This is a genomic window from Nocardia sp. NPDC004168, from assembly GCF_040610355.1.
Classification (GTDB): Bacteria; Actinomycetota; Actinomycetes; order Mycobacteriales; family Mycobacteriaceae; genus Nocardia; species Nocardia sichangensis.
This window is the reverse complement of record NZ_JBEXME010000008.1, coordinates 70,001-90,829: the sequence shown is the minus strand read 5'-3', so window position 1 is coordinate 90,829 and position 20,829 is coordinate 70,001. Positions and strand designations below refer to the sequence as shown.

At 70.3% G+C, this 20,829-nt stretch carries 21 protein-coding genes and 1 pseudogene; 6 read left to right on the top strand and 16 right to left on the bottom strand.

Features of this window, described 5'->3' with window-relative positions:
• The first annotated feature begins 10 nt into the window (after nt 1–10).
• Both glpK and glpD read left to right on the top strand, forming a co-directional pair.
• Nucleotides 11–1,531, top strand: coding sequence for a glycerol kinase GlpK (glpK, locus tag ABZW96_RS17480; protein ID WP_355075724.1), 1,521 nt, complete (start codon nt 11–13; stop codon nt 1,529–1,531).
• A gap of 51 nt (nt 1,532–1,582) precedes the next feature.
• Nucleotides 1,583–3,262 carry a glycerol-3-phosphate dehydrogenase gene (glpD, locus tag ABZW96_RS17475; protein ID WP_355075722.1) on the top strand — a complete coding sequence of 560 codons (1,680 nt, stop codon included), beginning with the start codon at nt 1,583–1,585 and terminating at the stop codon, nt 3,260–3,262.
• A 48-nt stretch (nt 3,263–3,310) separates the two neighbouring features.
• Here glpD and ABZW96_RS17470 read toward each other — a convergent pair whose 3' ends face one another.
• Nucleotides 3,311–3,475 carry a hypothetical protein gene (locus ABZW96_RS17470; protein WP_355075720.1) on the bottom strand — a complete coding sequence of 55 codons (165 nt, stop codon included), beginning with the start codon at nt 3,473–3,475 and terminating at the stop codon, nt 3,311–3,313.
• 114 nt (nt 3,476–3,589) lie between these two features.
• Between ABZW96_RS17470 and ABZW96_RS17465 the strand changes: the two genes are divergently transcribed.
• Entirely contained in the window at nt 3,590–4,264 is a 675-nt protein-coding gene (locus ABZW96_RS17465; RefSeq protein WP_355075719.1) for a class I SAM-dependent methyltransferase, read from the top strand.
• A gap of 6 nt (nt 4,265–4,270) precedes the next feature.
• On the opposite strand, the gene ABZW96_RS17460 is transcribed toward ABZW96_RS17465, so the two are convergent.
• The 4 genes from ABZW96_RS17460 to ABZW96_RS17445 all read right to left on the bottom strand — a co-directional run bounded on the left by ABZW96_RS17460 (nt 4,271) and on the right by ABZW96_RS17445 (nt 7,306).
• Nucleotides 4,271–5,533, bottom strand: coding sequence for an acyl-CoA dehydrogenase family protein (locus tag ABZW96_RS17460; RefSeq protein ID WP_355075717.1), 1,263 nt, complete (start codon nt 5,531–5,533; stop codon nt 4,271–4,273).
• A 7-nt stretch (nt 5,534–5,540) separates the two neighbouring features.
• On the bottom strand, nt 5,541–6,536 hold the full coding sequence (locus tag ABZW96_RS17455; protein WP_355075715.1) for a phosphotransferase family protein: 996 nt from the start codon (nt 6,534–6,536) through the stop codon (nt 5,541–5,543).
• A complete protein-coding gene (locus tag ABZW96_RS17450; protein ID WP_355075713.1) occupies nt 6,533–6,829 on the bottom strand; it encodes a DUF6285 domain-containing protein in 297 nt (98 codons plus the stop codon). Before ABZW96_RS17450 ends, ABZW96_RS17455 begins: the two co-directional genes overlap by 4 nt.
• Before the next feature lie 72 nt (nt 6,830–6,901).
• Nucleotides 6,902–7,306 carry a GNAT family N-acetyltransferase gene (locus tag ABZW96_RS17445; protein WP_355075711.1) on the bottom strand — a complete coding sequence of 135 codons (405 nt, stop codon included), beginning with the start codon at nt 7,304–7,306 and terminating at the stop codon, nt 6,902–6,904.
• A gap of 194 nt (nt 7,307–7,500) precedes the next feature.
• Between ABZW96_RS17445 and ABZW96_RS17440 the strand changes: the two genes are divergently transcribed.
• Nucleotides 7,501–8,724: an Ig-like domain-containing protein gene (locus ABZW96_RS17440; protein ID WP_355075709.1), complete on the top strand. Its 1,224-nt coding sequence runs from the start codon at nt 7,501–7,503 to the stop codon at nt 8,722–8,724.
• A 244-nt stretch (nt 8,725–8,968) separates the two neighbouring features.
• On the opposite strand, the gene ABZW96_RS17435 is transcribed toward ABZW96_RS17440, so the two are convergent.
• Nucleotides 8,969–9,439: a helix-turn-helix domain-containing protein gene (locus ABZW96_RS17435; protein ID WP_355075707.1), complete on the bottom strand. Its 471-nt coding sequence runs from the start codon at nt 9,437–9,439 to the stop codon at nt 8,969–8,971.
• A gap of 106 nt (nt 9,440–9,545) precedes the next feature.
• Between ABZW96_RS17435 and ABZW96_RS17430 the strand changes: the two genes are divergently transcribed.
• Entirely contained in the window at nt 9,546–10,799 is a 1,254-nt protein-coding gene (locus ABZW96_RS17430) for a cytochrome P450 (protein ID WP_355075705.1), read from the top strand.
• A 1-nt stretch (nt 10,800) separates the two neighbouring features.
• Here ABZW96_RS17430 and ABZW96_RS17425 read toward each other — a convergent pair whose 3' ends face one another.
• The 3 genes and pseudogenes from ABZW96_RS17425 to ABZW96_RS17415 all read right to left on the bottom strand — a co-directional run.
• Nucleotides 10,801–11,454, bottom strand: a complete 654-nt coding sequence (locus ABZW96_RS17425) for an SDR family oxidoreductase (protein ID WP_355075703.1) — start codon at nt 11,452–11,454, stop codon at nt 10,801–10,803.
• A gap of 31 nt (nt 11,455–11,485) precedes the next feature.
• Entirely contained in the window at nt 11,486–11,938 is a 453-nt protein-coding gene (locus ABZW96_RS17420) for an SRPBCC family protein (RefSeq protein WP_355075977.1), read from the bottom strand.
• Between the two features lie 279 nt (nt 11,939–12,217).
• Nucleotides 12,218–12,733 (bottom strand): annotated as a pseudogene (locus ABZW96_RS17415) (FUSC family protein); the annotation flags it as partial.
• Nucleotides 12,734–13,676: 943 nt separating this feature from the next.
• Between ABZW96_RS17415 and ABZW96_RS17410 the strand changes: the two are divergent.
• Entirely contained in the window at nt 13,677–15,095 is a 1,419-nt protein-coding gene (locus ABZW96_RS17410) for an amidase (RefSeq protein ID WP_355075701.1), read from the top strand.
• 44 nt (nt 15,096–15,139) lie between these two features.
• Here the strand turns inward: ABZW96_RS17410 and ABZW96_RS17405 are convergent, their stop codons facing one another.
• The 7 genes from ABZW96_RS17405 to ABZW96_RS17375 all read right to left on the bottom strand — a co-directional run bounded on the left by ABZW96_RS17405 (nt 15,140) and on the right by ABZW96_RS17375 (nt 20,617).
• Complete coding sequence (locus ABZW96_RS17405; protein ID WP_355075699.1) at nt 15,140–16,141, bottom strand: cation diffusion facilitator family transporter; 1,002 nt, start codon at nt 16,139–16,141, stop codon at nt 15,140–15,142.
• Between the two features lie 133 nt (nt 16,142–16,274).
• Entirely contained in the window at nt 16,275–16,643 is a 369-nt protein-coding gene (gene crcB, locus ABZW96_RS17400; protein ID WP_355075697.1) for a fluoride efflux transporter CrcB, read from the bottom strand.
• Nucleotides 16,640–17,134 (bottom strand): CrcB family protein, encoded by a 495-nt coding sequence (locus tag ABZW96_RS17395; RefSeq protein ID WP_355075695.1) that lies wholly within the window; start codon nt 17,132–17,134, stop codon nt 16,640–16,642. Before ABZW96_RS17395 ends, crcB begins: the two co-directional genes overlap by 4 nt.
• A gap of 60 nt (nt 17,135–17,194) precedes the next feature.
• The gene (locus tag ABZW96_RS17390; RefSeq protein ID WP_355075693.1) at nt 17,195–17,644 is read right to left on the bottom strand and encodes a universal stress protein; all 450 of its coding nucleotides are present in this window, start codon (nt 17,642–17,644) and stop codon (nt 17,195–17,197) included.
• A gap of 58 nt (nt 17,645–17,702) precedes the next feature.
• Nucleotides 17,703–19,055: a flavin monoamine oxidase family protein gene (locus ABZW96_RS17385; RefSeq protein WP_355075691.1), complete on the bottom strand. Its 1,353-nt coding sequence runs from the start codon at nt 19,053–19,055 to the stop codon at nt 17,703–17,705.
• Between the two features lie 287 nt (nt 19,056–19,342).
• Nucleotides 19,343–19,924 carry a TetR/AcrR family transcriptional regulator gene (locus tag ABZW96_RS17380; RefSeq protein ID WP_355075689.1) on the bottom strand — a complete coding sequence of 194 codons (582 nt, stop codon included), beginning with the start codon at nt 19,922–19,924 and terminating at the stop codon, nt 19,343–19,345.
• A gap of 6 nt (nt 19,925–19,930) precedes the next feature.
• Nucleotides 19,931–20,617, bottom strand: a complete 687-nt coding sequence (locus ABZW96_RS17375) for a crotonase/enoyl-CoA hydratase family protein (protein ID WP_355075687.1) — start codon at nt 20,615–20,617, stop codon at nt 19,931–19,933.
• Between the last annotated feature and the right edge of the window lie 212 nt (nt 20,618–20,829).

Sequence of the window (20,829 nt, the reverse complement as noted above, 5' to 3'; positions counted from 1 at the left end):
AAGGACCGCGATGAGCCAGTACGTCGGCGCCATCGACCAGGGCACCACGAGCACCCGCTTCATGGTGTTCGATCACGGTGGCAACGAGGTCGCCCGCCACCAGCTCGAGCACGAGCAGATCCTGCCGCGCCCGGGCTGGGTGGAGCACAATCCGACCGAGATCTGGGAGCGCACCCGCGCGGTCATCCAGACCACCTTGACCAAGGCCGATCTGGTCGCGAGCGACCTGGCCGCGGTCGGCGTCACCAACCAGCGCGAGACCACGGTGGTGTGGAACCGCAAGACCGGGCGGCCGTACTGCAACGCGATCGTCTGGCAGGACACCCGCACCGACCGGATCGCCGCCGAACTGGAACGAGCCGGGCACGGCGACATCATCCGGCGCAAGGCGGGCCTGCCGCCCGCCACCTACTTCTCCGGCGGCAAGCTGCGCTGGATCCTGGACAACGTCCCCGGGGTGGCGGAGGACGCCGAACGCGGCGACGCGCTGTTCGGCACCACCGACACCTGGCTGCTGTGGCAGCTGACCGGCGGTGTCGACGGCGGCGTGCACGTCACCGACCCGACCAACGCCAGCCGCACCATGCTGATGAATCTGGAGACCCTGGACTGGGACGACGAACTGCTGTCCCTGTTCGGAGTGCCGCGCGCGATGCTGCCCCGGATCGCTCCCTCGGCCAACCCGGAACTGTTCGGCACCACCCGCGCCGACGGACCGTTCGGCGGCGCGGTGCCGCTGGCGGGCGTGCTCGGCGATCAGCAGGCCGCCACCGTCGGACAGGTCTGCTTCCGTCCCGGCGAGGCGAAGAACACCTACGGCACCGGCAACTTCCTGCTGCTCAACACCGGAACCGAGATCGTGCGCTCGCAGCACGGCCTGCTGACCACGGTGGCCTACCAGTTGGGCGGGGAGAAGCCGGTGTACGCGCTGGAAGGTTCCATCGCGGTGACCGGCTCGGCGGTGCAGTGGCTGCGCGACCAGCTGGGCATCATCTCCGGCGCGGCGCAAAGCGAATCGCTCGCCCGGCAGGCCGAGGACAACGGCGGGGTGTATTTCGTGCCCGCGTTCTCCGGACTGTTCGCGCCGTACTGGCGCTCGGACGCGCGCGGCGCGATCGTCGGTCTGTCCCGCTACAGCACCAACGCCCATCTCGCGCGGGCGACGCTGGAATCGATCTGCTACCAGACCCGCGACGTGGTCGAGGCGATGCAGGCCGACTCCGGCGTACGGCTGGACGTGCTGCGGGTGGACGGCGGCGTCACCGCCAACGAGCTGTGCATGCAACTGCAGGCCGACTTCCTCGGTGTGCCGGTGTCGCGTCCGGTGGTCGCCGAGACCACCGCGCTCGGCGCGGCCTACGCGGCGGGGCTCGCGGTCGGCTTCTGGAACGACACCGACGAGCTGGAACGGAACTGGAACGAAGCCAAGCGCTGGCATCCGACCTGGTCGGAGGAACAGCGCGAGCGTGGCTACGCGCGCTGGAAGAAGGCCGTCGCCCGCACCCTCGACTGGATCGACGTCGACGAATGAGGGGCGACGCCGTCCTACCCGAATAACCCCGAAACAAGGAGAGATACCGCTGTGTCCGCACGATTGGACGCCCAGTACCGCGCCCGCGCGGTGAACGCACTCGGCGACACCGAGATCGATGTACTCGTCATCGGCGGCGGCGTGGTCGGCGCGGGCGCCGCCCTCGACGCCGCCGCCCGCGGCCTCACCGTGACCCTGGTGGAGGCCAGGGACTTCGCGGCAGGCACCTCGAGCCGCTCCAGCAAGCTCATCCACGGCGGGCTGCGCTACCTGGAGCAGCTGGACTTCTGGCTGGTGCGGGAGGCGCTGAAGGAACGCGGCCTGCTGCTGCGCCGGCTGGCCCCGCACCTGGTGCGGCCGGTGTCGTTTTTGCTGCCGCTACGCCATCGCGTCTGGGAGCGCGCCTACATCGGCGCGGGCGTCGCCCTGTACGACACGATCGGCGGTGCTCGCGCCTTGCCGATGCATCGGCACCTGTCGCACACCCGCGCGCTGGAGCTGGCGCCCGCGCTGCGCGAGGACGCGCTGACCGGAGCGATCCGGTACTTCGACACGCAGGTCGACGACGCCAGGCACACGATGATGATCGCGCGCACCGCCGCCCAGCACGGCGCGACCGTGCTCACCCGCACCAAGGTGACGGGGCTGCTGCGCGACGGTGAGCGCGTCGTCGGCGCGGAGGTCACCGACCTGGAAACCGGCCGGGTGCACACGGTGCGCGCGCGCCGGGTGATCAGCGCCACCGGCGTGTGGACCGACGAGATGAACCGGATGACCGGCGTCGAGTTCCCGTTCCACGTCCGCATGTCGAAAGGCGTGCACATCCTGGTGCCGCGTCATCGCCTGCATCTGGACACCGGCCTGATCATGCGCACCGAGAAGAGCGTGCTGTTCGTCATCCCGTGGCACGGCCACTGGATCATCGGCACCACCGACACGGACTGGTCGCTGAGCAAGGACCATCCGGCCGCCAGCGACGCCGACGTGCAATACCTGCTCGACCACGTCAACCAGGTGCTGCGCGAGCCGCTCACCCGCGACGACATCGTCGGCACGTACGCGGGGCTGCGTCCGTTGCTGTCCGGCGCGTCGGCCGACACCGCGACGCTCTCGCGGGAGCACGCGGTCGCCGAACCGGCTCCCGGTCTGTTCGTGATCGCGGGCGGCAAGTACACCACCTACCGGGTGATGGCCGCCGACGTCGTGGACGCGGCGGTGGCGGGACTCGGCCGCGCGGTCGCGCCGTCGGTGACCGAGCACCTGCCGATCCTCGGCGCGGTGGGTTACCAGGAACTCGCGGCCGACCTCGACAGCCTGGCGCAACGCGCGGGCCTGCCGCGGGCGACGGTCGAGCGCCTGCTCGGCCGCTACGGCTCGGCGATCACCGACCTGTTCGACCTGATCGCCCGCGAACCGGACCTGGGCCGTCCGCTCACCGGCGCGCCGGACTACCTCGGCGCGGAGGCGGTGTACGCGGTGACGCACGAAGGCGCGCTGCACCTGGACGACGTGCTCACCCGCCGCACCCGCGTCTCCATCGAGGCCGCCGACCGCGGTCTGGCCGCCGCGCCCGAGGTGGCCTGGCTGATCGGCGCGCACCTCGGCTGGGACGCCGCCGCCACCGAGCGGGAGATCACCCGGTACCGCGAGCGGGTGCGCGCCGAACTGGCCGCCAACCAGGCGGCCGACGACGAGTCCGCCAACGCGGCTCGGATGGTCGCCGTCGCCTGAGCGCGGTCGCGTGGCACGGTTTCCGCGTGGAACCGTGCCACGCCGTGCTCACCGATCCATTCCGCCGTGGCCGCGCGGGGTCGATTCGTCGGTCTCGAGCTGCTCACCGGCCGGGTGCTCGTCGGCGTGCGTCGGTTTGGTGTGCTCCTCGGCGAAATCCGCGTCCTGCTGCATCGACTCCGCCGTTTCGGGATCGATATTCGGTGTGCTCATACCCGGCGCGTACCCGCGACCGTCGCGTCGACGCAGCGTACGTGGTCCGGACCTCGCACAATCCCGGCCGCGTCGGGTTGACCTCAACGGCGGTTGAGGATGAAGCATGGTGGCATGACTCGTCCAGCTGATTTCTGGAACACCGTCTATGACAACGACACCGCACCCTGGGTGATCGGCGAGCCGCAACCGGCAATCGTCGCGCTCGAGCGGGACGGCGGCATCACCGGACGCGTGCTCGACCCGGGCTCCGGCGCGGGTGAGCACACGATCCTGCTGACCCGCCTGGGATACGACGTGCGGGGCATCGACATGTCGCCGAGCGCGGTGGCGTACGCGCGCGCCAACGCGGCCGAACAGGGTGTGCCGTCGGCCGTGTTCGAGGTGGCCGACGCGCTGGCCCTCGGCGACCGGCCGGACTTCTCCGGTGACCCGCCCGGCTCCGCGCCCGCGTTCGACACCGTCGTCGACAGCGCGCTGTTCCACGTCTTCGGGACCGAGGACGAGGCGCGCGCCGCGTACGTCCACAGCCTGCACGCCGTCTGCAAGCCGGGCGGAACGCTCTACGTTCTCGCGCTCTCGGATGTCGAGCCGGGGTTCGGGCCGCGGATCAGCGACACGTTGATCCGGGAGTCGTTCCGCGACGGCTGGTCGGTGGAGGACCTACGAGCGACCCAGTACCGCGGACGGGTCACCGATTTGGTCGCGCAAGAAGCGACGGACCTGGAGATCTCCGAGTCCGGCCAGGTCGACGCCGCCGCGTGGCTGGCCCGGATCCGCCGCCTCTGACCCGGCTCATACGCCCTTCGGCGCTTTGCTGCCCATGAAGCCGAACAGGTAGCCCGCGACGCGGCGCATCTGGATCTCCTCGGCGCCCTCGGTGATCCGGTAGCGCCGGTGGTGGCGGTAGATGTGCTCGAACGGCTTGTGCCGGGAGTAGCCGAGGCCGCCGTGCACCTGCATCGCGCGGTCGGCGGCCTCGCAGCACAACCGGTTGGCCCAGTAGTTGCACATCGAGACCTGCTCGGAGACGGCGAACGTGCCGTAGGTGTCCATCGACCACGCGGTCTTGTGAATGAGGGCGCGCAACATCTCGCACTGGGTGTGCAGTTCCACCAAGGGGAACTGGATCGCCTGGTTGGTGGCCAGCGGCTTGCCGAAGGGCTTGCGCTGTTTGGCGTAGGCCACCGACTGGTCGATGCAGTACTGCGCCGCGCCCAGACTGGACGCGGCCTGGCGGATACGGTTCTCGTTGAAGAAGTGCTGGACCACCGCCAAGCCGCGTCCCTCGCCGCCGAAGACGGCGGAGCCCGGGAGCCGGACGCCGTCCAGCGCGACCCGGGCGTGGTCGGTGGGCATGTTGAAGGTCCAGAGGTACTCCTCGACGATGAACCCGGGTGCGTCGGTGGGCACCAGGAACGCCGTGATGCCCGTCGCGTCGCCGGGGCCGCCCGAGGTGCGCGCGAAGATCAGGTCGGCGTCGGCGATGTGCACACCGGTGTTCCAGGTCTTGCGCCCGGTGATCACCCAGCCGTCGCCGTCGCGGACCGCCGAGGTCTCCATGTGCGTCGCGTCCGAGCCGTGCTCGGGCTCGGTGATGCCGAAGGCGAAGAACTTCGTTCCCGAGGCCAGTCCGTCCACCCACTCCGCCTGCTGCTCGGGCGTGCCGTACTCGAGCATGAGCAACAGGCCGACATTGTTGGCCACGATGGCGTGCTCGTTCTGCAGATCGCAGTGCAATCCGAGGCCACGCCGGGCCAGGTGCTCGCGGATCACCGCCATGCCGAGGTTCGTGCCGTCCCGCCCGCCGTAGTGCGCTGGGAACGCGTAGCGCAGGTGACCGGCGGCGTCGGCGCGCCTGCGGACCTCGGCCAGCAGTTCCTCCCACTCCCCGTTCGGCAGGCCGCCGCGCTCCCAGTCGGTGCGGGCGTCCTCACGGCGGTGGTCGAAGAAGCGGATGTTGTCGTCGGCCTGCTCGAGCGGGGTGATCTCCCGATCGATGAACGCGTCGAGTTCGGCGAGGTAATCGACCAGTTCCGCAGGTAGCTCGAAATCCATCGGGCATTCAGCCTTTCGCAGTGGGTCGGATCTGCATCAGCAGGTCCCATTCGATTTCCGACACGCGGCGTCCGCTGGCCGCCATCACGATGTCGCGCACGCTGCCGTCCAGATGGGCCGCGGCCTGCCCCGCCAGTCCGACGCCCCAGCCGAGCGTGCACAGCACCTTCCACCAGCGGAACCGGTCTTCGTCGAAGCTCCCGCCACCGCGGTGGTAGCCGCGCACGAACGCCTCGCGGCCCGCCAGGCCGCCGAATTCGCGGTCGTCCGCGCGGAAGCGCCACATGCGCAGCGCGGGCCAAGCCACGTCGCGCATCGGATCACCCTGACGCTGCGCGCCTTCCCAGTCGAGCACGGCGCGCAGGCCGTCGGGACCGACGACGATGTTGCCGTTGCGCAGGTCGGTGTGCAGCAGCGCGGTGCGGGGCGGCGCGGGCGGGCAGTGGCGTTCCAGCCAGCGCAGCGCGAGGGCGAACACCGGACGGTCCGGCAGGAGCGCGCGCACCTGCGCGTCGGCCTCGATCAGCTGGCGCTCGGGATCGGCCGCCGCGACGGGCAGCCGTGCGGGCGCGTCCGCCGGGTCGATCGCGTGCAGGCGCCCCATGGCCTCGCCCAATTGCTCGGCGACCCGTTCGCCGATGCCCGACGCCTCGACCAGCCGTAACACCTTGCGCGGCACGGTTTCTCCATCGACGCGCTCGGAGATCACGAACGGGCCCCCGACAAAGGCGGCGTCGGTGCAGATCGCCACCACGGGCGGCGCCGGAACACCGTGCGTGCGCGCCAGTTCCCGGACGGCGGCCTCCACGTCCACCGGAACCAGCTCGATCGCGCTCGGCACGATGGTCGCGACCAGGCGACGCGTCCCGCCGCCCAGATCGGCCTCGAAGGCGACGTTGCGGCGGCGGGCGCCCGCGGAGAGGTATTCGAGGTTCGACACCGTCACCTCGCGGGTTCCCGACCCGAGGAATTCGGCCAAGCCGCGCGCCGGATCGGCGCTCACTCGGCCGCCCAGGCGTCGTAGCCCGGCTTGGCGATCGCCAGATCCGCCCGCACGACGGAGACCAGGGCCGCCCAGAGTCGCTCGTCATCGCCCTCGGCCACCGCGGCGAGCAGCTCGCGCTCCCGCTCGGCGGCGCCGGGGCCCGATTCGATCTCCCTGCGCACGATCCTGGCGAGGTTGGCCCCCACCCGCGCCCTGTGCCGCAACTCCGCGGGCAGGGCGGGTAGCAGCGTCTCCTCGAGCAGCTCGGCGAGCGAGTCCAGCAACTCCGCTGCCGATGGGCGATTCTGCATTCGTTCCCCTCGGTCGACTCCGGCCCTCAGCATGGCACGCGCCGGCGCGGTCCCGATCGGTACTTTCGGCCGTCAGCCGTGGCCGCGCAGTCGCAGAAGTCCGGCTGTCGTGGCGCGGAAACCGCAGGCATCGAAGTAGAAGGGCGCGAGGCGATCCTCGAAATCGACGTGCAACCAGGTGCAGCCCGCCGTCCTGGCGCCATACGCGGCCCTGGCGACGAGTCCGGTGCCGATGCCTCGATGCTGCCATTCGGACCGCACTTTCGGGTCGACCAGGAACGCGTGGTCGCCGCCGTCCCACGCCACGTTGACGAAACCGGCAAGCGCGTTATCGCCGGTCCGGGCGGTGACCCAGCCGAGGCTGTGCCGCGCCGCGCGGTCCCACCATCCCGGGTCCGCGTCGCCGCCGCGCGATCTCGTCAAGTCGGCCAGTTCGCTGTCGGTCAGAGCGCCTCGCCATCGGTAGTCGATCTCCATACGCCGCGACGGTAGAAAGGTCGGCCGCCCGGGAGCCAGCGGTTTTCCGCCGAGGCCCTTCCTGTGTAGTGGCTGGGAGTCTGCCGTGGGCCCGCTCCGCACGGGTTCGCGCGCGAAACGGGTCGGTAAACTGCGAGGGGGATAGACAGGCGCGGGTGCGCCATTCGTTGCGCTGGGCGGATACAGGAGATTTCATGGCGACCAGTCGCGTCCGATCCGGAATCGTCGCGGGGTTCGCCCTGATCATGGCGGTGCTCGTGGCGGCGTGCTCGTCCTCGTCGGGGCCGGGGAAGACACCGGGTGCGGCGGGCCCAGCGCCCGCGCCGATCACGATCACGCCCTCCTCGGGCGCGGGCAATGTCGATCCGCTGGCGCCGGTGCAGGTGAGCACGGCCGACGGCCAGCTGGCCCGGGTCATGATGACCAACGAGCAGGGCAAGACGGTCGACGGGATCATGACGCCGGACAAGACGGCGTGGAAACCCACCGAGCCGCTCGGCTACGGCCGCACCTACACGGTGACCGCGGAGGGTTTGAGCATCACCGGCAGAACCGGCCCGACCACCTCGACCTTCTCCACGCTGACCCCCAACAACCAGACAAAGGTGTCACTGACCACCACGGGCGGCACGCCACTGTCCGACGGCGGCACGTTCGGCGTGGGCACCGTGGTGGTGGCGCACTTCGACGAGAACATTCCCGACCACGCCGCGGCGGAGAAGCACCTTGCGGTCACCACCGATCCGCCGGTGGAGGGCTCCTGGTACTGGCTGGACGACCGCAACGCGCACTGGCGTCCGAGGGAGTACTACGCGCCGGGCACCAAGGTCAGCGTGGCGGCGAACGTCTACGGCCAGGAACTCGGCCGCGGGCTCTACGGCCAGGAGGACACCAAGACCACGTTCACCATCGGCGCGGCGCACGTATCGATCGCCGATGACAACACCAAACAGGTCCAGGTCTTCGAGAACGGCAGGCTGATCCGCACCATGCCGACCTCGATGGGCAGGGGCGGCAGCGAGGTCGTCGGAGGCAAGACGATCACGTTCTGGACCCAGCCCGGGATCTACACGGTGATGGACAAGGCCAATCCGGTGATCATGGACTCCTCCACCTACGGACTGCCGATCAACTCCCGGCTCGGCTACAAGGAGGCCATCGGCTGGGCCACCCGGATCAGCACCGACGGCATCTATCTGCACCAGCTCGACTCCACCGTCTGGGCTCAGGGCAACACCGACGTCTCGCACGGCTGCCTCAACCTCAGCGGCGAGAACGCCCAGTGGTTCTTCAATTTCGCCGTCCCCGGTGACGTGGTGGAGATCCGCAACACGGGCGGCGCCCCGCTGGAGGTCTGGCAGAACGGTGACTGGGGTGTGCCCTGGGAGCAGTGGGTGCAGGGCAGCGCGCTCCACTAGAGCCGACACGCTGCCCGGTGTTGCCGATGGTGGGAAGCTGCACTACATTCCTGCACTCGCGAGACCACCCGGTCTCCCATCCCTGCGCGACGTTCCCGCGACGGCACCGCGTGGGACCCGCGTTGACGATCGGAGCCGGCTCGATGGCGATGCTGCTGTACTACCTACTCCTACCGCTGTACTTGGCCGAGGCGTTCGTCAACCAGCTGGATTGAGCGCGGGCCAGTCCGGGTTCACACATCCCTCAACCTGCTTGTTCGGCCCCGGGTGGCTGGTGGAAGCCGGGCCCGGCCTTGGGTTCCACCTCGCGCGGATCGATCGGTTCGCGGCAGTGGTCGCAGACCAGCATGGGCGAGGTCTCGTGTCCGCAGGTGCGATGTTCCAGGACGATCGGCCTGCCCTCCGGCCCGGTCAGGTGGTTGTCGCCCCACACCATCATCGCGGTGACGATCGGATACAGTTCGCGGCCCGCTGCGGTGAGGTGATAGTCGACCCGGCCGCCGCCGTGGTCGGTGCGGGTGAAGATGCCCGCGTCGATCAGCATGCGCAGGCGGCTGGTGAGCAGGTTGCGGTTGGTGATGCCGATATTGCGCGCGAAATCGCTGAAGCGGTGCACCCCGAAGAACGCCTCGGCGATGAGCAGGATGGTCCACCGGTCGCCGAGTAGTTCGACGACGCGGGTGACCGAATCGTCGACCGGGCGCCGCAGTGTCATGGCGACATTTTCGCATCCCGCATCGGTATTGCTTTCCTACCGATGGTATCGGAATAATACCGAGCAAGACCGGTGCCCGCTCCGGGCCGGACAGCTGGGAGTGTCGATGACGACCACGAACCACCCGACCGACGACTACGTGCGCCTGCTCGACCCCGCCGTGCGGCCGGACCCGTACCCCGTCTTCGCGCGGCTGCGTGACTCCGGCGCGTTCCGGATCGGCACGGCTCCGGTCGTCGTGCTCACCCGCTACGCCGACTGCGCCGCCGTGCTGCGCGATCCGCGCGCGAGCGTCGACCGGTCGCTGGCCCGGTTGCAGCTGGGCTCGATGCCGATCCACGACGGCACGCGGGAAGACGGTGCGGCCCAAGCGAAACCCTCGTTCTTGTTCCTGGATCCGCCCGATCACACTCGCCTGCGCCGCCTGGTGTCCAAGGCGTTCACCCCGCGCGTCGTGCGGCAACTGGAGCCTCGGATCATCGAGATCGTCGACGACCTGCTCGACCAGCGCGCCCGCGCGGGGAGCTTCGACGCCGTCGATCACTTCGCCTATCCCCTGCCGGTGACCGTGATCTGCGAACTACTCGGCGTCCCGCTGGCGGACGAAGCCAAGCTCAGCGCCTGGTCCGCCCTGCTGTCCCGCACGCTCGACCCGACTTCTCGCGCGGCCGCCCAATTCCGCGCCGACCCGGCGGAGATCCAGCGCGCCGGAACCGAGTTGTACGCCTACTTCGAAGAACTCACCGACCGCCGCCGCCACACTCCCGGCCCCGATCTGCTGTCCGAACTCATCGCCGCCGAAGACGCCGGAGACGTGCTCACCCATGCGGAACTGATCTCGACCTGCGCGCTGCTGCTGGTCGCCGGACACGAGACGACGGTCAACCTGATCGCCAACGCGACCCTCGCCCTGCTGCGCAGGCCGGACGAACTCGCCGCCCTCCGCGCGGAACCGGACCGCGCGGCCGGCGTCGTCGAGGAGACGCTGCGCTTCGACCCGCCGGTCCAGTTGATCCCGCGCATCGCCGCCGACGATCTGACCATCGGAGGCACCGACATTCAGCGCGGCGATCTGGTTGTGCTGCTGATCGCCGCCGCGCACCGCGACCCCGCGATGTTCGGCGACCCCGACGGATACGACCCGGCGCGCGAAAACCGCCATCTGGCCTTCGGCCTCGGGGCTCATTTCTGCGTCGGCGCTCCCCTGGCCCGCCTGGAGGCGCGGGTGGCGTTGACCCGGTTCGCGCAACGAGTCGAGTCACCGAGGCTGACGGTCGACCCGCCACCGTATCGGGAGCACGTCAATCTGCGCGGGCCCGCGCACCTGCCCATCGAGTTCACGGCGATCCGGCCCAGGTAGGTCAGCCGTCGTAGGAGACGTGTGGCGTCCATCCCTCGGCGGGGCGGGTGGCCGCCGCGTACAGCGCCCCGGCGACCCGGTCCCTGGTGAACGCTCCCTCGCCGAGAACGCCGTTGATCTGCACCGCGACCGCTCGGATGCCCTCGGGCGCGAGGGTGGCGTCCACACTGGTCACCAGGTTGCGCACCGCCGCCTTCTGGACACCGAGCGAAGCGGCCCGATGCCAGGGCTTGTCCGCTGCCGCGCTGCCGGTGACCAGCACGCGGGCGCCCTCGGACAGGAAGGGACGCGCCGCTTGCACGGCGGGCAGCAGCGCCCCGGCGCCCACGGTGAGGTCCTCGAGCAACTCGGCGACCGACAGCCGCAACGGATCGGCCTCACGGAAGACGCTGGGATTGAAGTGCAGCACGTCGATGCGGCCGTGCCGCTCACCCACCCCCGCGACGACTCGGGCCACGTCGGCGGGATCACGCAGATCCACGCCGATGCCCTCCGCGTCGAACCCCTGCTCCCGCAACTGTTGGGCCAGAGGCTCGGCGTCTTCGGGCAACCGGCAGGCCAGCACGGCGGTGAAGCCGTCGGCTGCGAACAGGCGGGCGACCGACAGCCCGACGCCGGGACCGGCGCCGAGCACGAGGAGCACGGGAGCGGTCATGCTTTCCCGCCTCGGGTCTCGTGCGTCCCGATCATTCGACGACGGCCTTGATCCGGTTGAGGGTCTCGCGCATTCCCTCGACGTTCGTCTTGCCGCGCGCCCACCCGGCCAGCAACCAATACAGCCGCAGCACCGGATTGCTGTGCAGCTGAAACGACTCGGTGACCTCGGTGCCGCCGTCCACCGGCCGGAAAACATAGCGCCACGTGTTGATCGGCATGCCCTGTGGTCCCAGCACGGTGAAGGCGAACTCGCGACCCGGCTCGCAGGCGACGATGCGGCACACCGTCGCGTATTTCAGTCCCCAGCCGTTGCGGTTGACATGGCCGCGGAACTTCACGCCGACCGCGGGCCCTGTCGCGCCGCCGAGCCATTCGGCGGCGAACGTCTCCGGACTGAATCGCCCGGTGTTCTCGATGTCGCTGACCAGTTCCCAGATCTTGTCGGCCGGGGCGGCCATCCGGACCGTGACGCTGTCGTGCATGCGCCGAACGCTAGCAGGCGGTCCGGACGCCGCTCCCGGCTCCGACCGGGCCGCGGCCAAGCGGGCCGCCCAGCCGTCCACGTCCGCCAGCCGCTGGCCCGGCCGCAGCACCCAGCAGGCGGCGAGCAGGTCATGACCGAAGTGCGCCAGTGCCGTGTGCTCCGGCCAGTATTCGCGGGTCCACTCCGGATCGTCGGTCGCCGAGTCGATGCCGCTGCGCACCACACCGACCAACTCGAATTGCAGATGCTGGACCAGCACCCACGCTTCGGCGTCCATCGGCTTACGGCGCAGCCGGTCGAGCAGGGCGCGCGCGGTGGTGCGCACCCGGTGTTCCAGCCGGCGAAAGGTGCGCCGGTGGCCGTGGGGTGCGACGCCGTGCAGCGCGAGCACGGCGACGGCGACACCGAGCAGTGTCTCCCACAACCGATCACGGATCACGGGTGCGATCGGCCCGCCCGTCGTGGCGACTCCACCCGCGATCAGAGCGACCGGCGTGATGAAGACGACGGCCAGCGCGTAATTGCGCGGCACGAACAGTTCGATGCAGAACTGCAGCGCGGCGACCAGCGCGATCAGCGCGTAACCGGTCGGCCCCAGCTGGTAGATGAGCGCGAACAGACCGAGGCCCGCGATGGTGCCGACGAACCTGTGGATGGCCCGCACCTGTCCGCGCACTCGATCCGGTCCGGTCTGCAAGACGATCAGGGCGCTGAGCACCGCCCAGTGCGGCCGCTCCAGACCGAGCAGCGCGCTCAGCGCACCCGCGCCAAGGCAGCCCACGGCGACGCGCATCGCGCTGATCGCCGCGTGCGAGGAGAACGACAGGGAACGCTCCAGCCGGAAACCGATGCCCGGGCGGGCGAACGAGACCAACGGATCGACCAGCAGATCGTCGGTGTCGTCGTCGGGGGCGTGCCCGGCGAGGTTGCGCCGCGCCTCCTGCAAGGTCGCCAGCAGCTCGGCTTCCCCTGGGTCCGAGGGCAGGCCGGCGTCGTAGACCGCGGCCCACGCGTCCGCCATCGCGGCTCCCGCCCGGTGGCGCAGGTCGATAGCGGGCGTTCCGGCCTCCCGCGCCGCGACATAGGCGTCGACCGCCCGGACCGCCGCGCCGACCGCCACCCGTTCGGGCTTGCGGCGATCTCGCAGCACCCCGGCCATCGAGACGACGATCGACGCGACGACACCGCAGGCCGTGCAGAACAACAATGTCAGCACGGAGGTCCCGACCTCGGCGGCTCTCATCGCGCCCGCGCAGACGAGCGCGAAGAACAGCGCACCGGGCGGACCGAGCCGCAGCGCATCGATGACGAACACGGCCACGACCGCGATCGCCGACACCACGACGACCATGAGCAGCGATGACCCGAACCCGGTGTCCAGCAGACTGCCGACCACCGCACCGACACCGCAGGCGGCCAGCAGCGCCGAGCCCGCGGCGAGGACCACCCGGCCGCGCACCCGGAACGGCCGCCCTTCGCCGTAGAGCACGGCGAAGGCGCCGAACATGACGAACACCGCCGCATCCGGATGGCCGAGACCGGTGATGATCGTGGCGGGAGCGGCGAACGCGAGCGCGGCACGCAACGCCACGCTCCACCGTCGGCCCGCGGGCGGCAAAGCGAACAACAGCGAGCCGACTCGGCCCTTCGGTGGCACCGGATCCGGGTATGTCGCGGCCACCTGCTGTCCTTTCTGTTCTGGACGATCTACCTGCTGGACACATTAGATTCGGGTCATGACCGCCGACGCTCATCTTCCGCTACCCTCGCGCGTCCACGCCTTCGCCGACGACGCACTCGGTGATCACGACGCCGTCGCCCTGGCCACGCTGGTGCGCGACGGTACGGTGTCGCCGCGCGAACTCGCCGCCGCCGCGGTGGCGCGCGCCGAGCGGGTGGAACAGCTGGCGGCCGTCGCCTACCGGAGCTACGCGGAGCCGCTGCTGCCCGCCGAGCGGACCGGCGCCTTCTACGGCGTGCCCAGTTTCGTCAAGGACAACACGGACGTCGCGGGCATGCCGACCAATCAGGGCACAGCCGCGTTCCGCGCGCGGCCCGCCCGCGCGCACAGCGGCTACACCCGGCAGTTCCTCAGCACCGGCCTCACCGTGCTCGGCAAGAGCGCCATGCCCGAATTCGGCTTCAACGCCAGCAGCGAGACCCCGCATCTCGCGCCCACGCGCAACCCGTGGCACACCGGCCATTCCGTGGGCGGCTCGTCGGGCGGGGCGGCCGCGCTGGTGGCGGCGGGTGTCGTCCCGATCGCGCACGGCAACGACGGCGGCGGTTCGATCCGGATTCCGGCGGCGTGCGCGGGGCTGGTCGGCTTGAAGCCGACGCGGGGGCGGCACGTGGTGTCCGGGCTGGCCCGCACGCTGCCGGTCGACATCGTCAGCGAAGGTGTGCTGACCAGGACGGTGCGCGATACGGCCGCGTACGCCGCTGCGGCCGAACAGTATTGGCGCAATCCCGCGCTCCGGCCGATCGGCCGCGTCGACGGTCCCCCGACCCGGCGCATGCGGGTAGCGCTGGTGCTCGACAATCTCGCGGGGCCGCTGGCCGCCGGGCCCACCCGGGCGGCCGTCGAAAATGTCGCGCGCACACTCGAATCAGCCGGCCATTCGGTCGAGCCGGTGCCGCTGCCGTTCGACGCCGCGATCGAGAGCGCCTTCCTGCACTATTGGGGCCTGCTCGCGGCCGCGATCACCACGACGGGCCGGTTCCTCGACCGCCGGTTCGACGCGCGCCGCGTGGACGACCTGACCGTGGGCCTGCGCGCCTTGTTCCTGCGCCGGGCACTGCACGCCCCGCTCACGCTCTACCGGCTCCGCGCGGCGGCGGCCACCTACGAGCGGGCGCTCGGACCCTACGACGCGGTGCTGCTCCCCACGCTCGGTCACACCACGCCGGAGCTCGGCTATCTCAGCCCGACCGTGCCATTCGACGAACTCATCGAGCGGTTGCGCGCCTACGTCTGCTTCACGCCGATCAACAACATCACGGGAACGCCGGCGATCACGGTTCCGGCGGGCCTGACCGACGCGGGACTGCCGATCGGCGTACAGTTCGCCGCCACCCGCGGCAACGAGCGCACCCTGCTGGAGCTGGCCTACCTGATCGAGGCCGAACGACCGTTCCCCCGCCTGGATCGCTGAGCCATCCGATGTTCGCGTCGTCCGTGCGCGTGGCGGTCGGTGGGTCAGACGACATTCGCCGCGGACGACGGACGGTCGCGGTGCACCGGGCCGTGGGCGTCGTCGCAGTGGTCCTCCAGCACCGGCAGCAGGCGCTGCGCGTCCACCGCGGGCGAGGAGGCGACGGCATGGGAGTGGTCGACCTGCAACGTGGTGTGGGTGATGCCGTAGTCGTGGTCGAGCAGGTGCTCGATCCGCTGGCGCAGGCCGTGGCAGTCGGCGCCCGGCCGGACCAGCACATGCGCCGACAGCGCGATGTCACCGGAGGTGATCTGCCAGACGTGCAGATCGTGCACCTCGTCGACGCCGTCGATGCCCACCAGCCCGCGCCCCAACGCGTCCGGATCGACGCCCGCGGGAGCGGCCTCCAGGAAGATCCGGCCGGATTCGCGTACCAGCCCGAGCCCCGCCTTGACCATCAGCGCGACGACGATGAGCGTGGCGATAGCGTCCGCCCTGGCGAAGCCGGTGGTCAGCACGACGAGGCCGGCCACGGCGGTGGCGATGAACCCGTACAGGTCGTTGAGCACATGCTGGAAGGCGCCTTCCACGTTGAGGCTGGCGCGGTTGGCCTTGCTGATCGCCCAGGTGGCCGCGATGTTGACCACCACACCGGCCAGCGCGGTCGCCAGCACGAGCCCGCCGGTTACCTCGGGCGGCTCCAGCAGGCGGCGCACGGCCTCGTAGGTGAGCCAGCCCGCCAGCACGAGCAGCGTGACGCCGTTGGCCTGCGCCGAGAGGATCTCGGCGCGTTTGTAGCCATAGGTGTACTTGCCGTTCGCCGGACGCGCCGCGAGCCGGATCGCGACGAGCGCGAGGACAATGGACGCGGCGTCGGTGAGCATGTGCGCCGCGTCGGACAGCAGGGCCAGCGAGTTGGCCAGCAGACCGATCACGACCTCGATCGACATGAAGCCGACGATGAGGGCGAGCGCGATGGTCAGCCACCGGCGATCGGCCTGACCGGAGAGCGCGTGCCCGTGCGCGTGACCGTGTTCGTGTCCCATCGACCCAGCCCTTCCCACATCTGATGTATGCGCATATCTGCATCTGTTCCGTCAGCTTAACCCACCACCAGCGGCGGGCGACAGGGCAGCCGAGTGAGCTGGATCACGTCGCGGAGGTAATCGACGGAACGCCTCACCCGACCAGGGCGTGCACCAACGCATAAGTCGACACAGTGGCGATCAACCCCGCGGAGACACTGACGACCACGTTCATCGCCGCGTAGAAATACGCGGCCCGCTCGGCCAGTCGCACGGTTTCGTAGCTGAACGTGCTGTACGTGGTCAGCGCTCCGCAGAACCCGGTGCCGAGCAGCAGGAAAAGCGGCGAGGACAGCGCCGATCCCGCTCCGCTGAGGGCGCCGAGGACGAGACACCCGATCAGGTTGACCACGAAGGTGCCCCACGGGAACAGGCTGTCGCGGCGATCCTGCACCACGCGATCGATGAGATACCGCAGCGGTGCGCCGATCGCGCCGCCCACCAGGACCAGCAACACCGTCATCGAGCCGCCTTTCGCGCGCGTCGCAGACGTTCGTATCCCGCCCTGGTGAGCCACATGGCGGCGAGGGTCGCCGACAGGGCGCAGATCAGCGTGCCCGCGAGGTAACCGGCCGCGACGACGATCGTGCCGGGCCGCAGTAGGGCGCGGATCTCGTTGACATAGGTGGAGAAGGTGGTGAACCCGCCCAGCACACCCACTCCGAGAAAGGGACGCAGCAACCGATGAGCAGCCCAGATCTCGGTTACCGCGACCATGAGCACTCCGATCGCGAAACAGCCCGCGACATTCGTGATGAAGGTGGCCAGCGGAAAGTGCCCGGGGCGAGCGGGCAACCCCTGCGCCAGGCCGTAGCGGGCGAGCGCGCCGAGCGCCCCGCCGAAGGCGACGACGACCGATACCGGGCCGTGGGTACGCCAGAATTCCCACCGGCGAGCGCGGCCGGCCGCGCGATCGGCGATGCCGGTCGGTTCCTCGGTCAGTTCACCCGCCACGCAGATCTTCTACCCGACCGTCCGCGGCTGCGCCACCGCCGGGCACCACTGCCGCCGCACTCACCGGCGCTCGGCCCCTGCGTCGCCGTCGTGCGCGACGAGAACCGAGCAACCGACGTGCCGGGCGGCCTTCTCCGCGGTGCTGCCCATGAACCGTCCCCAGATGCCCGAGTGCCCGGTGCGCCCCAGCACCAGCAGGTCGGCATCGTGATCGGCGGCGGCCGTGGCCAGTTCGCGCGCGGCCTGACCCGCCCGCACCTCGGCCCGCACCGCTATGCCGTGCTGTTCGGCGGTCTCGGCCGCCGTGGTGAGCCAGCGGCGGCAGGTGACCTCGCCGATCGAGCGTTCGTCCTCGATCTCGCCGACCACCGGTCCGTAGTGCGGCAGGTACTCCTCGACCGCGACGACCGTGAGCGTGGCGTGGTGCACCGTCGCCAACTCGAGCGCCATCGTCAAGGCGGCCCTGGCGCCGGGTGAATCGTCGTAACCCACCACGATCCGCTGGAACACCTCTCCATTGTGAGCCCTCGGCTGGGTCAGAGCCAGCGTTCCAGCAACACCGCGGCAATCACGCCGTGGCCGTGGAGCGATCGGACGCGAGCACTTCGGCGGCCGCGCGCTCGCCCGAGCGGATCGCTCCCTCGATGTAGCCCGACCACTCCGTCGCGGTTTCGCTTCCGGCCCAGTGGATCGCACCGACCGGGTCGCGCAGCGCGGAGCCCGCGGTGGTCAGGACGCCCGGGGGGAAGAAGGCCCCGTAGCCGCCGCGCGTGTACGGATCGTCCGCCCATACCTTCTCGTGCCACTCGATCGGCTCGCGGGCGGCGTGCCCGAAGGCTCGGACGAGCGAACCGATGATCATGGCGCGACGCTCGGCCGGGGGCAGGGCGGCGAGCCGCTGAGCGGCCCGGCCGGGCACCAGCGCGCCGAGTACGCCAGGACCGCCGGGCCGGGTCGCGTCGAAGGTGACCGGCACCGGATCGTGCAGGTTCAGCGATTGGCCGGTGAGCAGGTCGTCCCGCCAGAACGGCCGCTCGTAGACCGCGAACGCTTTCAGCACCGAGCCCATCGGCATGCGCTGGGTCAATTGGTCGCGCGCGGCGGGCAGCGGCGGATCGTAGGCGATACGTCCGGCGAGGGTGGGCGGCACCGCCACGATCACGTGCTCGGCGTGCACGTCACCGGAGTCGGCACTCACCACAACGCCATCCGCTCGCCTGCGGATACGCGTCACCGGCACACCGAGACGCACCGCGTCCCCCAGTTCGGCGGCGACGGCCAGCGCGGGCCCGTCGGCGCCGTCGACGAACAGGCGGTTCACCGTCTCGGCGGCGACCCCGGCCTCGACGCCGCCCGCCGAACGGATCGTGGTGAGCAGACCGAGCATCGAGATGCTGCCGACGTCAACGCACAACTCCTCGCCGATCATCACCTCGGCCAGGTTCCGCGCCCGCCGCTCCGGCAGATTCCGGCGCAACCAGGTGGCCGCCGTCATCGCGTCCAGCCGATCGGCGCCCGGCGCGGCCCATGGCCGCGTGAGATCCACCCGTGCGGCCATCCGTTCCAGCCGCCACATCGCCTGGGCGAGCACGACGAGGACGAACGTCGGAAGCGGTGGGCGGGCTCCGGTGAAGCGCCGCCGGACCACGCCCTCGACCAGCAGGTCGACTCCTTCCGGCGGTGGGTACGTCGCGGCCCCGTACTCTTCGGCCAGCGCGGCGAATCGCGTGTGCGCGCCCGAGATCCACTGGCCGCCGAGGTCGACGGCCCATCCGGCGCCGACCCGCGCGGTCCGGGTGCGACCGCCGACGCGATCGCTCGCCTCCAGGACGACGACATCCCGGCCTACCGCTCGCAATGCCCGCGCCGCGCACAGCCCGGCATATCCCGCACCGACGACAACGACGTCCGTACGGTCCATGGTGGCCTCCCGTCGCAGCACCGAAACTCGACAACCACTGTTGATCACCTGTCGCCGTTCCGCAACCGATTCGCCGCTCATCGACCGGGCCCCGACGCGCCCGACTCCCCGCCGCCCGGCGCGGTCCGACTGCACGCGAGACCGACCGGCGGTTCGGTGTCATCGACGGCTGACATCTCGGGCTCGCCGAGGCGGGACGCGCCACTCGGCCGAAGCCGTGGGAATCGCGGTGTTCGCCGCATCGCCACCCGAACCCGCTGCGCCGGTTGGCCTACGGCGGCCGCCGCCTAGCGAGTCAGCGTGGCGAGGGCGGCGATGGCGGCCTCTTGAAAGATCGCCGTCAGCGTGCGCGGTCGCGCCGTGACACGTCCGCGCACCCATTGCCTGCAGTACTCCTGCGCCGGTCCGGCGCAGATCGCATGGGCCACCGGATAGCCGCCGCCACCCGGTTCCGCGGTTCCGAGCAACTCTCGATACCGGCGTGCCAGCGCATCGAAGAAGACCCGATTGTGCTGGGCGAGTTCGGGTTCCGCGAATCCGGTCACCTCGTCCGGCAAGGTGGCGAACAGGAACCGGGCCAGGTCGCGATGGTCTTCCACCCAGCCGAGGTGGGCCGCGAGCATCGCGCGGATCGCTTGCTCGGCGCCGACATCCGGCGCATCGAGGCACGCCAGCATGGTCCGCTGGTAGTCGAGCATCCCGGAGATATAGACCGCGGCGGCCAATTCGGCTTTCGAACCGAACGCGTGGAACATGCTGCCGCTGGACAAACCGAGCCGATCCCGCACCCCGGCCACCGTGAACGACGCATACCCCTTGGCCAGGAGCTGTTCCGTGGCTTCGGCCAGAATGCGCTCGCGGGTGCGCACGGCGAGCTACCCGCCGAACTCGGCATCGATGCCGGAACGGACCGCGGCGAGCACCTGAGCGCGCACACGCAGCTTCGTACCCGTGTGCGCCGCGAAGTCGATTCCGGTCAACCGGTGCGCTTCGGCCGTCGCGCGCGTGCGCAGGTCGTCGGCATCGGTGGTGAGCACGTCGAGAAAGCCCAGTTCTCTGGCTTCTTCGGGCGCGACCAGGATCCCGGTGTTCGCCGCCCGGTCGAAGCCAGGCGCGGTGAGCCGGTGCCGCGCCAGCTCCACACCGTAGTGCGGAATGGTCAGCCCGATCGCGACCTCGTTGAGACCCAGCTTGAAATCCCCCGCTACGCCGAACCGTACGTCCGTGGCCAGCAGCGTGAACGCGCCTTGGGCGATGGCATGCCCAGGGCATGCCGCCACGACGGGATACGGGAAGCCGAGCAGCCGGTGCACCAGGTTGCCGCCGGCACGCAAGGTGCGGCGGATGTCGTCGGCGGATCGGGAGAACGTCGCCAGGTCGTAGCCGGCGGAGAAAACGCGCGCGCGGCCGGTCAACAGGACGACCGCCCGGTCCGCCTCGGCCCGGTCCAGGGCGGCGCCGATGGCGCCGAGCATGTTCTCGGACATCACATTCGCCTTGCCGTCGTCCAGCGTGATCGTGGCGACGCCGCCGTCCAGCCGGTAGGTGACGAGTTCGGTCATGGCAGCCTCCTCTAGAGCAGAACTCTAGAGTATCACTCTAGTGGCCGCTGGCTAACCGCGAGCTGCGGGGTCGGACGACCGGACCCGAACAAGGTGTCGTTGTGACAACGACGCGAAACAGCGGCCAACGGTCGCCCGATACAGGAAACACACGATGCTGTCGAAAAAGCCTGGCGCGTCCGGGCTTCGGGCTAGCCTCTGGACAGGCTCAG